Here is a 13246-nt window from a genome sequence, read left to right on the forward strand (position 1 = left end):
ATGAAAAAGTGGATATGCATTGGATTATTTTTGATAGGAACCTGTAGTGTCCAGGCCCAGGATCTGGTGAGCGATTTTTTGGCCAAGACGAAAGAAAATAAAGTCTTTACACAGGTCAATATCAGCTCCAGGATGTTTCAAATGATTTCAGAGATCACGGATGCTGAAACGGAAAGTATTATCCGAAATTTGACCGGTATGAAAATGCTGACAACAGAACAGGAAACAGACCGGTATTTTCAGGAAGTACGGACGATGCTTCAGAAGCGAAAGCCTGAATATGAGGAATTGATGAGCATTCTGGAAGAAGGAGAACAGGTGTGGATGTATGTCCGGGAAAAGAATAAGGAGATTGTCGAATTGGTGATATTGGTAGGAGGAAAGGAAGAGTTTATGTTGATGAGCTTTTGTGGGGTGATCGATTTGAAAAAAATCTCCCGTTTGGCTAAAGCAGTAAATGTGGAAGGTATGGAGTACCTCGGAAAAGTAAAGAAATAGAGTGTGTCGAATTTTAAACTTTGGGATGATGAAAAAAAGTTTGTTCGTATTGATTTTAATCGGAGGTTGGGTAATCCCCTCTTGGGCTCAGAATAACAAAGAGTTCGAACAATTGTGCAAAAAATATCAGGATTCGGAAAATGTCGGATCGTTCGGAATGGATGGCTTGGGTTGTCTTTTGGCTTCCTGGTTTATCGGGAAAGAAGCGAACGATATAAATGCATTGATTCGGCAATGTTCTTCTTTCCGCATATTGAGTTGTAGCGGAGAAGAAAGTAAAATGCTATGTAAAGATATCCGGGCATTTGTCCGGGCTAGCAAACTCGAGGAATTGATCAGTGTACAAGAAGATGGATCGGAGGTGAAACTCTATATGCAAACGGTTAAAAATAAAGTCCATCAGGTTTTTGTATCGGTTGTCGATGAAGAACAGGAAGTTGTATTTCTGCAAGTAAAAGGAAAATTCGATCTGGCAGCTATTCAAAAATTAGCTAAAACTTCTCAGATTAGTTATCTTTGCCACTGAAAAGGACAACAGATATGCAGATATTGAAGTATATTTTCATCGGTTTGCTGATATTTTTAACGTGTGGTTGTGGTGGAAAGAAAAAACAAGGAGAATTCCGATATTTCCGGAATTATCAACGTACATTTAACGATTTGAACGATAAGCATCTGAAGGCTGCCCGACAATGGGGGATACAACCGGTTACTTCTGACGAATTGTTGGAAGAGCAAATGGGAAAGTTGGATAAAATCGGCTCCTGTCGTTATTATCAGGTAGATGAATTGACCCATTCTATCCCTTATTTGGTTCCCCGGGCAGAGAAATTATTGAAGACGATTGGCCGGAATTTTCAGGATTCCCTTTCCAGTAAAGGCCTCTCTTCCCGTAAGATCATCGTGACCAGTGTGTTGAGAACAACCGGGAATGTGAAAAAGTTGCGGAAGAAAAATGTGAATGCCAGTGCCAACTCAGCTCATGTTTATGGAACTACTTTCGATGTTGCATATGCCCGTTACAAAGGAGCCGAAAAAGAAGAAACCGATAAATTAAAGTCTGTGTTGGCAGAGGTTTTGCAAGATTTGCGCAAGCAAAAGAAATGTTATGTCCGTTACGAATTCAAACAAGGGTGCTTTCACATCACTGTTCGTTAAGTGAACAGGTGCGCTTCATTCTTAGTTGTACCTTTTGTAATGAATTTGGTAACCGACTCCTTTCTTTAAAATCAACTGGTCTTTGTCGAGCTGTATGATATTCAGGGTGTCTGAAAAATGTAAGGTTTGACGGTTGCCGGTACTTTCTCCTTCCAGAATGAGTGTTTTTCCGTTTATCTTCCAGCTTTTGTATTGAAGAGTGGCCATATTGATCGAACTGGCTTTCCCGTCTTTCTGAAATTTTATTCCTTGTACATCCTGGGCTCTGCCGGGGATGGGTTCACACCAGGAACCTGGTATTTTTTTCTCGTAACCTGTATTGGAACAGGATATCAGGCCTAAAGTCAGACAAGCGATTAAAGTAAAATTTTTCATATCACATTTTATTTTATAGTTGTTTGTTTTTAAGGAGATAGCAAAAATAAAATTCTATAGGTGAAATGACGAACTTGTCTTGGAGAAAGAGAAAAAATCTTGATTTTAATCAAGATTTTTTCTGGATTCGTTGAGAATACGGGTTCTGATCCGGCTTAATGTCTCGGGAGTGATTCTGAGGTAAGAAGCAATTTCTTTGAGATTAACCCTGTTCAAAATATCGGGAACTCTTTTTTGTAATTGGAGATAACGTTCCTCGGGGGTATCACAATGCAGGGAAATTATTTTTTTGAGAAAGTCGAAGGCCAACGATTCGACGAATGCACGTACATAAATTTCACCGTCGACCGATATTTGAAGAAAAGAACGTAAGGTTTCCAGAGGGGCCTGGATAACGACAGAATCTTCTAAAGCTTTTACATCCAATAAAGCGTCACAACCCTTTCGGGAAGGCAGGTAGGAGGATATAATTTCTTTCTCGAAAGCAAAAGCCATAATGTGTTCTGCACCTTTAGCGTCATGGCGGAGAAATTTGAAACTTCCCCGGACGATATAGGCTATCTCATGGCAAAAATGTCCCCTTTGGATAAAAAAACTATTTTTCTTGATTTCTGTTCTTGTCCCGTGTTTTAGGATAATATTTTTCAGGAACTCCAATTCTTTTATATGGATATCGATATCTGACATGAAGCTTGCGGCATACTGTTTATCCGGACGAAGATACAAATAAAGCCTCACATTTTAATATTGAATTATCTTTCAAAATTGATTATCTTTGCACGCCCGGAAGGGAAGGAATCATAGGTAATTATAAAAATAAAATATATTATGGGTTTACAATGTGGTATTGTCGGACTGCCGAATGTTGGAAAGTCTACCTTGTTTAATTGTTTGAGTAATGCGAAGGCGCAATCCGCCAATTTCCCTTTTTGTACGATAGAGCCCAATGTCGGGGTGATCACTGTTCCCGATGAACGGTTGAATAAACTGGTCGAGTTGGTGAATCCGCAGAATGTGGTTCCTGCTGTGGTTGAAATTGTCGATATTGCCGGCCTGGTGAAAGGAGCCAGTAAGGGCGAAGGATTGGGTAATAAGTTTCTCTCTAACATCCGTGAGACGGATGCTATTATTCATGTGTTACGTTGTTTCGATGACGATAATATCGTACATGTGGACGGTAGTGTAGATCCGGTGAGGGATAAGGAAATTATCGATACTGAATTGCAGTTGAAAGATTTGGAAACAGTAGATAATCGCTTACAGAAAGAGGAGAAAAGAGCTATGACAGGTGGGGATCCGGTCGCTAAACGCTTGGTTGAAGTACTTCATCTGTATAAAGCTGCCTTGGAGAAAGGATTGTCTGCCCGTACCGTCGTATTGGACGATTTACAACAGGAAGCGGCCAAAGACCTGCAATTATTGACCAATAAACCCGTATTGTATGTTTGCAATGTCGACGAAGCCTCGGTTGTGAAGGGAAATAAATATGTAGATGCTGTTCGTGAAGCGGTGAAAAATGAAAAAGCCGAAGTATTGATTATCGGGGCAGGCATTGAGGCTGATATTGCAGAACTGGAGACCTACGAAGAGAAACAATTGTTTCTGGAAGATTTGGGACTAAAGGAAGCCGGAGTCAACAAGCTGATTCGTACGGCTTATCATTTATTGAATCTTCAGACCTATTTTACTGCTGGCCCGAAAGAAGTGAGGGCATGGACTTTCCGTAAAGGTATGAAAGCACCTCAGACGGCCGGTATTATCCATACCGATTTCGAAAAAGGGTTTATCCGGGCCGAAGTGATCAAATACGATGATTTCATTGCATACGGTTCCGAAACGAAATGCAAAGAAGCCGGCAAAATGTCGGTAGAAGGGAAAGATTATGTGGTGCAGGATGGAGATATGATGAATTTTAGATTTAATGTATAATCGATCACGGGGACGGGGCAATTGTGCGAAAATTTCGCACAATTGCCCCGTCCCCGTGATCGATTTTTCATCAGTCTTCTTCGTTAGGTAGATAGAAGTCGAAATCGCTATTGCGGTCACAGATTAGAAGGCCGTCCTGGATGGTCAAGGGAGCTACTTGAATACAACTTCTCCGGTATTGATACGGTAGGTTGCCTGATTCATCATTTCGGGTTTCGGTATGTGATTTACGTCCCGGGTGTGTGAAGTAGAATATATAAGCTTTATCTCCGGCCACAACGACGTCGGCATGTGCTCCCTGAGGAGTATCCTGGAAACGCTTGCCTGGTTTATCCAGGAGCAATCCTTGTTTTTCCCAGGTATTTAAGTCGGTGGAACGGTATACCCGCAAACCTTGCCATTCATCGGTGATCATCCAGTAATAATTGCCGAAACGGAATACTTTGGGGCCTTCATGGGCATTCCCTCCAATTGCCGGCTGATCGTGGGTAATCCATTTTTTTAGATTTTTACTTTCGGCCATCATTGTCACAGAGCCGCGGTTCTGGTCTTTGTACCACATTTTCCAAGTACCGTCGGGAGTCCGGTATAAGGTAGGATCGATGATATTGGAGTTGATCTGTGGTTTTCCTGCATATTTCCAGTCCCATAAATTTTTACTAGTGTAGTGGGCGATACAGGCATTCCCGCTCCAATGATTGCGTACGCCTTGAATATAAGATACGAACATATGGTATTTACCGTTGTGATACACGACATCCGGTGCCCAGAATGTGTTGTGTCCCGGTTCGATATCCAGGTCGAGAGTGCCCCGGTAAACCCAACTTTGACCATGGTCGTCGGAAGAGGCTATACCGATCTGATTCCCATAACAATAGGCGACGTCTGCGGTTTCGGAATTTGCCCGGCGTTGCGTGTAAAGCATCCACCAGTTTTTTTCAGTCCGGTTCCAGATAAGTACCGGGTCGGCAGCTCCATCGGTAATCGGATCCCGGAATAGGGGAGCCGGAGCTTGGTGTTGTCCCCACAAACTCATGGTGTAAAGCAGGAATAGAATGAAAAATAAAATTTTCATGGCTGTAGAGTGATTAGATTAGTACAAAAGCTTTACAAGGATACATTTAGAATTTGGGAGCCTGGGCTTCATTCGACGGCATATTTCCTTCCACGTAAGGCCAACCCTTTTTCCAGTGTATCCGGTCGAGCATCACTACCCGCCCTTGTTTGGCCTTATCCCGGATATAAGCATGATATAAAATCCAGTCGTCTCCTTTTTTATCGGTCATGATTTCGGCATTGTGCCCCGTACCGGCAAAACTAGCATTGGGATGAATGACCACCTCGTGGTGGTTGTCGAGCATGGAATTGCCGTTTTTGTCCATGTAAGGGCCGAACAGGCTTTCCGACCTGCCGACGACCGTGGTGTAGGTACTTTTTTCTCCCTGACAACATGAACCGATGGAAGCGAACAGATAGTAATACTTGCCTTTTTTATGGACATATACGGCTTCGTAGGCCGTTCCTGCTATCTGCGTCGGTTTTGCACCGGGACGGATATGAAGTCCATCTTCGCTTAATTCGATATAATAAATACCCCGGAAACTTCCCCAAAACAGGTATTTTTCTCCGTTTTCTTCGATATAAAAGGGATCGATAGAGTTTTGAACTCCGATTTCATTACTCCTGAAGAGTTTTCCCTGGTCCGTAAATGGTCCTGCCGGCGAGTCGGCAACGGCGCATCCGATACCGCAAGTATGTTCTCCTCCCCAGCGGGACATCGCATAGTATAGCACGTATTTCCCATCGATGTGATTGATATCCGGCGCCCACAAACCGGCTTTGGGTTCGAAAGTCGGACGTGTCGCATCGGTGAAAGCAGTTCCGACAAAAGTCCAGTTAACCAGATCGGGAGATTTATAAATCGGTATATTGTGAATATCCTCGGTGGCGTATAAATAAAACATTCCGTCGGGAGCTTGAATCACAGTAGGATCCGGAGTCGACTTAGCCAGAACCGGATTACAGTAAACTTTAATTTTAGGTGTTGTTCCATAACTATGGAGAGAACAGAAGAGGAAAAGTATGAAGATGAAGCTTATTTTCATAAATATTGAAGTCATAATAATCAAAAAGAAAACGGTGACAGTCCAGTTTGCAACCTTTGTTACCGTTTTTACTGTTGTCACCGTTTTAACTTTATAAATTGCTTGGGTATCTCCTTGTCATACTAACAGGAGCTATCGGTTATTCTGCACCGAATTTATAAATACAGGTGCTATGATATTTTTCTCCCGGACGTACGACAACCGAAGGCCAGTCGGCTTTGTTGGGGGAATCGGGATAGTGTTGTGTTTCCAGGCAAAGAGCAGAACGTAAGGGATAGTAAATACCGTGTTTACCTTTTACAGTCCCGTCGAGGAAATTGCCGGCATAAAATTGAATACCCGGTTCGTTGGTATATACTTCCAGAGTACGTCCGCTTTTGGGGTCGTACACTTTAGCTGCAACTTGGCTGATGTCGCCTTGGGTGTTCAAAACGTAGTTGTGGTCGTAGCCGTGACCGTTTTTCAATTGTTCGAAATCGTAATTATCGATTCTGGCACCGATTGCGGTTGCTGTCCGGAAATCCATCGGAGTACCTTCGACCGGTGCGATTTCGCCGGTAGTCATAAACGTACTGTCCACCGGAGTATAATAATCGGCATTCAGCGTCAACTGATGATCCAGAATGGTGGTTTTGCCATCTCCTGATAGGTTGAAATAAGCATGATTGGTCAGATTGACGATCGTCGGTTTGTCGGTTTCTGCTTCATAGTTGATCTGAAGAGCATTGTCGTCGGACAAGCTGTAAGTAACCGTTGTTTTCAGCGTTCCCGGAAAACCGGCTTCTCCGTCGGGAGAAACACAGCTCAGGACTAATGTCTGGGCATTGGGTTGGGTTGCATCCCAAATCCGGTGATGAAATCCGGTGTCGCCTCCGTGTAAGCAGTGACCGTAATTATTTTGAGGCAATTGGTATTCCTGGCCGTCCAGGATAAAACGTCCCTGATTGATCCGGTTACCATAGCGTCCGATCAGAGCTCCGAAATTACCACCTTGGTCGGCGATATAATCGGCGATAGAACTGTGGGCCAGCATGATGTCACCGAACTTGCCGTTCCGGTCGGGTACCCAAATAGAAACGATACGACCTCCGTAGTTCGTGATCGCTACCTCTACACCATTTTTGTTTTTCAGTTCGTATAAAGCGACTTTTTTTCCGGAAACCGTCGTGTCGAAATCTGCTTTCTTTAATCCGGATAAGGTCGTGCCCGTATCGGTCTTGCTGTTACAAGCCATCAGAGAGCACAATGCACAGCATACGATGAGTAATCTTTTTTTCATATATAAAGTATTTAGTGTGTAATTTTGTTACAAAATAAGAAATAATCCGGATAGGATACTAATAAAATTATGTCATAAAATGGTATTTTCAGATCAAACCAAACGTTTGAAGCCTGATTCCGGACTTGATTTTTACCTGATATTGACATTTAATGGTTAGATTCTTTTACCTTTTGTCTCATTTTGGAACTATTTTTACGCTATAGAAATTTTTAATCTAAAATGATGACTTTATTCACAAAATCGTTGTCGGTTTGTGCAGGTGCTTTATTGGCAACAGGTATTTTATTCACCGGTTTTTGTTCGGCTGACGAAGAGCATATTGCTGTAGTAGAACGTCCTTCGACTAAGGTGGCCAATGTGAATTATACCGCTAGCCGGGCCCCTTTGAAGCCTTTACAGTTTATTAAATTACCTGTAGGGAGTATTCAACCCGAAGGATGGCTGAGAAAATACCTGGAATTGCAGAGAGACGGGCTGACCGGACATTTGGGAGAAATCAGTGCCTGGCTGGAAAAAAACGATAATGCTTGGCTGACTGCTGGCGGACAACACGGTTGGGAAGAGGTGCCCTATTGGTTGAAGGGGTACGGTAATCTGGCCTATATCCTGAACGATCCTAAAATGATTGCCGAAACAAAAGTTTGGCTGGAAGGGGTTTTCAAAAGTGTACAACCGGACGGGTATTTCGGACCGGTAAACGAACGGGATGGCCGCCGGGAATTGTGGGCTAACATGATTATGTTGTGGTGTATGCAGTCTTATTATGAATATTCCGGCGATCAACGGGTGATCGATTTGATGACCAATTATTTCAAATGGCAGTTGACGGTCGATGACAGTAAATTCCTGAGGGATTATTGGGAAAATAGCCGGGGAGGTGATAACCTTTGGAGTGTATATTGGTTGTATAATATTACCGGTGATTCATTTTTATTGGAACTGGCGGAGAAGATTCACCGTTGTACGGCCGATTGGACAATGGACAGTCGTTTACCCAACTGGCATAATGTGAATGTAGCACAGTGTTTCCGTGAACCGGCCACTTATTATATGCTGTCGGGTGATTCGGCCCATTTGGCTGCCAGCTATAATGTACATGCTTTGATTCGCCGTTGCTTCGGGCAAGTGCCGGGTGGTATGTTCGGGGCTGATGAAAATGCCCGGATGGGATGTATCGATCCCCGGCAAGGAACTGAAACCTGTGGGTTTGTCGAAGAAATGGCTTCCGACGAATTGATGATGCGTATCACTGGCGATCCGATGTGGGCAGAACAGTGTGAGAACGTGGCCTTCAATTCTTATCCCGCAGCGGTGATGCCTGATTTCAGGGCTTTGCGTTATATAACTTCCCCCAATCAGGTGTTGAGTGATGCTCAAAATCATAATCCCGGGATTGATAACGGAGGGCCTTTCCTGGCGATGAATCCTTTTAGCAGCCGGTGTTGCCAGCATAATCACGCACAGGGATGGCCTTATTATACCGAACATTTGGTGATGGCTACTCCGGATAACGGTCTGGTGGCCGCTCTTTACGGAGCTTGTCAGGTTAAAGCTAAAGTGGGGAATGGTAAAGAGATCGTTTTGAAAGAAACCACTCACTATCCGTTCGAAGAAACCATTGCTTTTACGGTGGATACGAAAGAAAATGTGAATTTCCCGTTTACTCCCGGTAATGTCCCCTTGGAAGTGAAAGCACAGGGCCGCCGGATTCCTTCGTGGAAGATCGATAAGTATGGATTGTGTGCTGTGTTGCCTGAAACAGATGCACCGAAATCCCCGCAGATTGAAAATATAACCTTGATACCGATGGGAGCTGCCCGTTTGCGGATTTCTGCTTTCCCTGCCGTATCCGAATAATAGAGCCTGCAAGGTGAGATTTGGATGGTATATTATAGTAATTGGATTCTCCTGTCCTCATGTAAAAGCGGATAGAAGACTGTTTTTCGGAATCCTTTGGATATAGCCTTAGGAGATTCTTATGTTTTTTTGTTGGCTTCCGACGGACATTATTATATGTACGGGACTGGAGGATGGTTTTGCTTGCTATTCTTCGGACCAATCACGGGGACGGGGCAATTGTGCGAAATTTTCGCACAATTGCCCCGTCCCCGTGATTCTATAATAGGTTAATGTAATCTGTCCAACTTTTCGGGGGGGCAGTTCAGAATCGGAACGGTATAGAAAAAATAAGTCTAAATTATAGGTATAAATAATATGTAAATACTGTAATTTATATGGGATAAAATTTTTATCTGAGATCGATAACTTCTACTTCCGGATGTTTAGCCGGGTCGAATTTAAAGAATGAATCGGCAGGTACGGGTGAACTTTGTTTGATGGATTTGATTGTGATCAGGACATTGTTTCCGTCTTTGCCGAAAGAGGTTACTTTTTGTATCGATGAAGTGGCCGGATTTACCCAGATACCGATTTTTGTAAAGTTACGGCTTTTATCTGTAGGAAAAAGTTCGATGTAGGTTATGTCGTTGCCCGTGCTGACCAGTTTTTGGTCGAATCCTTGGTTGTGGATATCGAAAAGTGTCGTCGGATTCAACATCTCTTCTTCTTCATTGGGATTTTTGATGTTGACTTCCTGTACTTCCGGCATATAGGTATAGATATTTTTCCCGTCGTAATAGTTTTCAACGTCCATCACGTTGAGTTTATAAAGATTTCCCTTCATCCAGGCTTTTCCTTCGTGCATTTCATGGATATTTTCGCTGGGGTTTTCCATCGTTAGGGTAAAGTCGATTTCTGCTGCCGGGTAAGCTTTGAATTTTGCAGCTGCTTTATCCAATATTTCTTTTGCTTTCGGGTCGTTTTGTGCAAATACTGCATAAGCGAGGAGCACAAATAGAAGGGTCATAAAATATCGCATAATAAAAAGTTTTAATGTGTTCTGATCCTATTTTGTAATTTCATTACGGCAAAGATACAGAATGTACCGTATATTCTGAAATTTTATTTAGATTTGTATGGTGAAATAAGTTTAAGGACCTATGTTGTTATTTATCAAGCTCGGCTTTTTCGATATACTGGATATTCTGATCGTTGCTTTTATTTTTTATCAGATTTATCGTTTGGTGAAGGGGACGGTAGCGATTAATATCTTTGCCGGAATTTTTACGTTTTATGTGGCCTGGTTGTTGGTGAGGGCGTTGAATATGGAGCTGATCACCTCCATTATGGGGCAGTTTTTCGGTATGGGAATGATCGCCCTGCTGATCGTTTTTCAACAGGAAGTCCGCCGGTTTTTATTGCTGGTGGGTAGTAAATATAATTTGCAGAATATTTTCAATCTGGAGAAATTGTTTGCCAAGCCTGTGATCAAGGAAGATGTATCGGATGCTATCGTCGAGGCCTGTGTGAATTTTTCGGCTTCGAAGACGGGGGCTTTGATTGTTTTTCAGCAAAATACCGAGTTGTACAATTATGCCCAGACAGGGGTCATGATGAAAGCGAAGGTGACCGATGAATTGATTGAAAATATTTTTTTCAAGAATACGCCTTTACACGATGGAGCCGTTATCATCAATGAAAATAAGATTTTAGCCGCCCGTTGTATTCTTCCGGTCTCCGATCGCCGGGATATTCCCGGAAGTATGGGATTGCGGCATCGGGCTGCTTTGGGACTCAGTGGGGTGAGCGATGCTTATGTGGTTGTCGTGAGCGAAGAAACCGGAAATATCACTTTCTTTAAAGACGGAAGTTTTAAAGTAAAAGTGAGTCCCGAGGAATTGAAAAAATTTTTGAGCAACGATTTCTCCGGCTTTGTGGTGAAATAATGTGATTTGCCCGGCCGGTGGTAGTAAAACAGGGGTCCTGCATGCAGAACCCCTCTTTTGACGGTAAGCGGTTGGTTTATAAAGTTTTCAGACAAGCGTTGACATTGTCTTCGATTCGTTTCAGCACATGGGTAGAATCGGCTTTTACGAATTTCTGGCCTGTGATGTGTTCATATAATTCGATGTAACGATCGGTAATTCCGGCAACTACTGCGGGAGTCATTTCCGGTACTTTTTGTCCGGCTTGTCCCTGAAAGCCGTTATCCATCAACCATTCACGAACGAATTCTTTGGATAATTGTTTTTGTTTTTCACCTTTGGCGAAACGTTCTTCATACCCTTCTGCATAGAAATAACGGGAAGAATCCGGTGTATGGATTTCGTCGATCAGGTAAATCCGACCGTTTTTCTTTCCGAATTCATATTTGGTATCTACCAAAATCAATCCTTTCTCGGCTGCAATTTCTGTCCCGCGTTGGAATAAGGCATAGGTGTATTTTTCCATCAGCTCGTAATCTTCGCGGCTAACTAAGCCTTGAGCGATGATTTCTTCTTTGGAAATATTTTCGTCATGACCTTCATCGGCTTTTGTCGTGGGAGTGATCAGAGGAGAGTCGAATTTCTGATTTTCTCTCATTCCTTCGGGTAAGGGCAGACCGCAAAGGGTACGTTCTCCGGATTTATAAGCCCGCCAGGAACTTCCGGTCAGGTAACCCCGGATCACCATTTCTACTTTGAACGGTTCGCATTTATGTCCGACGGTAACCATCGGGTCCGGTGTGGCTATTTTCCAGTTCGGAACGATATCTGCGGTTGCATCCAGGAATTTAGATGCGATTTGATTCAATACCTGCCCTTTGTAAGGCACTCCTTCCGGCAATATGACGTCGAAGGCCGAAATTCGGTCTGAAACCACCATGACCAGATATTCATCATTGATATCATATACGTCACGCACTTTCCCTTTGTACACACTTTTTTGTCCCGGGAAACAGAAATCTGTTTTTACAATAGCATCCATAGAAATTATATTAAAAATTTAATCTATTTATTCTTCATTCTTTCCTTGCCGTTCTTCCTGCTCTTCATTGTAAGCTTTTACAATATCCTTCACCAGCCGGTGACGTACGATATCGTCGGAATTAAATTCCACGAAAGCGATGCCCTTGATGTCTTTCAGGATTTTGAAAGCATGAATGAGGCCCGAATCTCCACGCCGGGGTAAGTCGATCTGACTCATATCACCGGTGATTACAAATTTTGCACTGATCCCCATTCGGGTTAAAAACATTTTCAACTGATTGCGGGTCGTATTCTGGGCTTCGTCGAGGATTACGAAAGAGTCGTTTAACGTGCGTCCTCTCATATAAGCCAGCGGAGCTATTTGGATAATTTCGGATTCCAGATATTCTTCCAGCTTTTTGGGCGGAATCATGTCCGACAGGGCGTCGTATAGAGGCTGAAGATAAGGATCTACCTTTTCTTTCATATCTCCGGGCAGGAATCCCAGGTTTTCACCGGCCTCGACAGCCGGACGGCTTAACACGATCCGTTTCACTTCACGATTACGCAAAGCCCTTACAGCCAGGGCGATCGCTGTATAGGTTTTACCCGAACCGGCAGGACCGGTAGCGAACAATAAATCATTGGTTCTGGCCAGTTCTACCAGTTTACGCTGATTGGAGGTACGGGCACGGATCGCTTTACCGGCATTCCCGTATAAAATCACCGATTCGGTATCTTCCGGATCGGCGACAACATGATCTTCCAGGATGATCCGTTTCAGATTCGCTACCGTGAGCATATTATAACGGTGGTAGTGCTCGAGTAAAGCAATGATTTTAGTATTTAAAATTTCTATATCGTTGATTTCTCCCTGGATAATAATTTCATCTCCCCGGGCTGTGATCTTCAGTTTGGGAAAATACTCTTTTAATAGATTGAATTTTGAATTGTTAACTCCGTAGAAATCAATGGGATCTATATTCCCTATACTTATTCTTTTCTCAATCATGCAATCTTCAATAAATATAACAAAGGTACTACCTTTTTTATGATATGTGAGGGCAGATACCGATTTTTTTTAATCACAAAAATACGTTATTTTTGCAGCC

14 protein-coding genes are annotated in these 13246 nt (G+C 43.0%); 6 read left to right on the forward strand and 8 right to left on the reverse strand.

Annotation, left to right across the window (positions count from 1 at the left end; all coding sequences use genetic code 11):
- The 3 genes from ODOSP_RS01110 to ODOSP_RS01120 are packed head-to-tail and all read left to right on the forward strand — an operon-like array spanning position 1 to position 1656.
- The gene (locus ODOSP_RS01110; protein WP_013610576.1) at positions 1-498 is read left to right on the forward strand and encodes a DUF4252 domain-containing protein; all 498 of its coding nucleotides are present in this window, start codon (positions 1-3) and stop codon (positions 496-498) included.
- Between the two features lie 25 nt (positions 499-523).
- The gene (locus tag ODOSP_RS01115) at positions 524-1024 is read left to right on the forward strand and encodes a DUF4252 domain-containing protein (protein ID WP_041556231.1); all 501 of its coding nucleotides are present in this window, start codon (positions 524-526) and stop codon (positions 1022-1024) included.
- A gap of 14 nt (positions 1025-1038) precedes the next feature.
- Positions 1039-1656: a DUF5715 family protein gene (locus tag ODOSP_RS01120; RefSeq protein WP_013610578.1), complete on the forward strand. Its 618-nt coding sequence runs from the start codon at positions 1039-1041 to the stop codon at positions 1654-1656.
- A gap of 21 nt (positions 1657-1677) precedes the next feature.
- Here the strand turns inward: ODOSP_RS01120 and ODOSP_RS01125 are convergent, their stop codons facing one another.
- Entirely contained in the window at positions 1678-2031 is a 354-nt protein-coding gene (locus tag ODOSP_RS01125; RefSeq protein WP_013610579.1) for a lipocalin-like domain-containing protein, read from the reverse strand.
- Between the two features lie 105 nt (positions 2032-2136).
- Positions 2137-2769 (reverse strand): Crp/Fnr family transcriptional regulator, encoded by a 633-nt coding sequence (locus tag ODOSP_RS01130; protein ID WP_013610580.1) that lies wholly within the window; start codon positions 2767-2769, stop codon positions 2137-2139.
- A 90-nt stretch (positions 2770-2859) separates the two neighbouring features.
- Between ODOSP_RS01130 and ychF the strand changes: the two genes are divergently transcribed.
- The gene (gene ychF, locus ODOSP_RS01135) at positions 2860-3960 is read left to right on the forward strand and encodes a redox-regulated ATPase YchF (RefSeq protein ID WP_013610581.1); all 1101 of its coding nucleotides are present in this window, start codon (positions 2860-2862) and stop codon (positions 3958-3960) included.
- A 70-nt stretch (positions 3961-4030) separates the two neighbouring features.
- Here ychF and ODOSP_RS01140 read toward each other — a convergent pair whose 3' ends face one another.
- The 3 genes from ODOSP_RS01140 to ODOSP_RS01150 all read right to left on the reverse strand — a co-directional run bounded on the left by ODOSP_RS01140 (position 4031) and on the right by ODOSP_RS01150 (position 7344).
- Positions 4031-5035, reverse strand: coding sequence for a family 43 glycosylhydrolase (locus ODOSP_RS01140; RefSeq protein ID WP_013610582.1), 1005 nt, complete (start codon positions 5033-5035; stop codon positions 4031-4033).
- 46 nt (positions 5036-5081) lie between these two features.
- Positions 5082-6065 (reverse strand): family 43 glycosylhydrolase, encoded by a 984-nt coding sequence (locus tag ODOSP_RS01145; protein WP_013610583.1) that lies wholly within the window; start codon positions 6063-6065, stop codon positions 5082-5084.
- A gap of 139 nt (positions 6066-6204) precedes the next feature.
- Positions 6205-7344, reverse strand: a complete 1140-nt coding sequence (locus tag ODOSP_RS01150) for an aldose epimerase family protein (protein WP_013610584.1) — start codon at positions 7342-7344, stop codon at positions 6205-6207.
- Between the two features lie 225 nt (positions 7345-7569).
- On the opposite strand from ODOSP_RS01150, the gene ODOSP_RS01155 reads away from it, so the two are divergent.
- On the forward strand, positions 7570-9204 hold the full coding sequence (locus ODOSP_RS01155; RefSeq protein ID WP_013610585.1) for a beta-L-arabinofuranosidase domain-containing protein: 1635 nt from the start codon (positions 7570-7572) through the stop codon (positions 9202-9204).
- A 391-nt stretch (positions 9205-9595) separates the two neighbouring features.
- Here the strand turns inward: ODOSP_RS01155 and ODOSP_RS01160 are convergent, their stop codons facing one another.
- Positions 9596-10225, reverse strand: coding sequence for a LolA family protein (locus ODOSP_RS01160; RefSeq protein WP_013610586.1), 630 nt, complete (start codon positions 10223-10225; stop codon positions 9596-9598).
- Between the two features lie 121 nt (positions 10226-10346).
- Here ODOSP_RS01160 and cdaA point away from each other — a divergent pair, with 121 nt between their 5' ends.
- The gene (cdaA, locus tag ODOSP_RS01165; protein WP_013610587.1) at positions 10347-11132 is read left to right on the forward strand and encodes a diadenylate cyclase CdaA; all 786 of its coding nucleotides are present in this window, start codon (positions 10347-10349) and stop codon (positions 11130-11132) included.
- Positions 11133-11208: 76 nt separating this feature from the next.
- Here the strand turns inward: cdaA and ODOSP_RS01170 are convergent, their stop codons facing one another.
- Entirely contained in the window at positions 11209-12153 is a 945-nt protein-coding gene (locus ODOSP_RS01170; RefSeq protein WP_013610588.1) for a phosphoribosylaminoimidazolesuccinocarboxamide synthase, read from the reverse strand.
- A 27-nt stretch (positions 12154-12180) separates the two neighbouring features.
- Entirely contained in the window at positions 12181-13146 is a 966-nt protein-coding gene (locus tag ODOSP_RS01175; RefSeq protein ID WP_013610589.1) for a PhoH family protein, read from the reverse strand.
- Between the last annotated feature and the right edge of the window lie 100 nt (positions 13147-13246).

It is taken from the genome of Odoribacter splanchnicus DSM 20712 (assembly GCF_000190535.1).
GTDB classification, from domain to species: Bacteria; Bacteroidota; Bacteroidia; order Bacteroidales; family Marinifilaceae; genus Odoribacter; species Odoribacter splanchnicus.

Coding starts and splice junctions, on each gene's coding strand:
- ODOSP_RS01150 (WP_013610584.1), bottom strand. CDS start 7,344: ATGAAAAAAAGATTACTCATCGTATGCTGTGCATTGTGCTCTCTGATG.
- ODOSP_RS01120 (WP_013610578.1), top strand. CDS start 1,039: ATGCAGATATTGAAGTATATTTTCATCGGTTTGCTGATATTTTTAACG.
- ODOSP_RS01155 (WP_013610585.1), top strand. CDS start 7,570: ATGACTTTATTCACAAAATCGTTGTCGGTTTGTGCAGGTGCTTTATTG.
- cdaA (WP_013610587.1), top strand. CDS start 10,347: ATGTTGTTATTTATCAAGCTCGGCTTTTTCGATATACTGGATATTCTG.
- ODOSP_RS01140 (WP_013610582.1), bottom strand. CDS start 5,035: ATGAAAATTTTATTTTTCATTCTATTCCTGCTTTACACCATGAGTTTG.
- ODOSP_RS01125 (WP_013610579.1), bottom strand. CDS start 2,031: ATGAAAAATTTTACTTTAATCGCTTGTCTGACTTTAGGCCTGATATCC.
- ODOSP_RS01115 (WP_041556231.1), top strand. CDS start 524: ATGATGAAAAAAAGTTTGTTCGTATTGATTTTAATCGGAGGTTGGGTA.
- ODOSP_RS01160 (WP_013610586.1), bottom strand. CDS start 10,225: ATGCGATATTTTATGACCCTTCTATTTGTGCTCCTCGCTTATGCAGTA.
- ODOSP_RS01145 (WP_013610583.1), bottom strand. CDS start 6,065: ATGAAAATAAGCTTCATCTTCATACTTTTCCTCTTCTGTTCTCTCCAT.
- ODOSP_RS01175 (WP_013610589.1), bottom strand. CDS start 13,146: ATGATTGAGAAAAGAATAAGTATAGGGAATATAGATCCCATTGATTTC.
- ODOSP_RS01170 (WP_013610588.1), bottom strand. CDS start 12,153: ATGGATGCTATTGTAAAAACAGATTTCTGTTTCCCGGGACAAAAAAGT.
- ychF (WP_013610581.1), top strand. CDS start 2,860: ATGGGTTTACAATGTGGTATTGTCGGACTGCCGAATGTTGGAAAGTCT.
- ODOSP_RS01110 (WP_013610576.1), top strand. CDS start 1: ATGAAAAAGTGGATATGCATTGGATTATTTTTGATAGGAACCTGTAGT.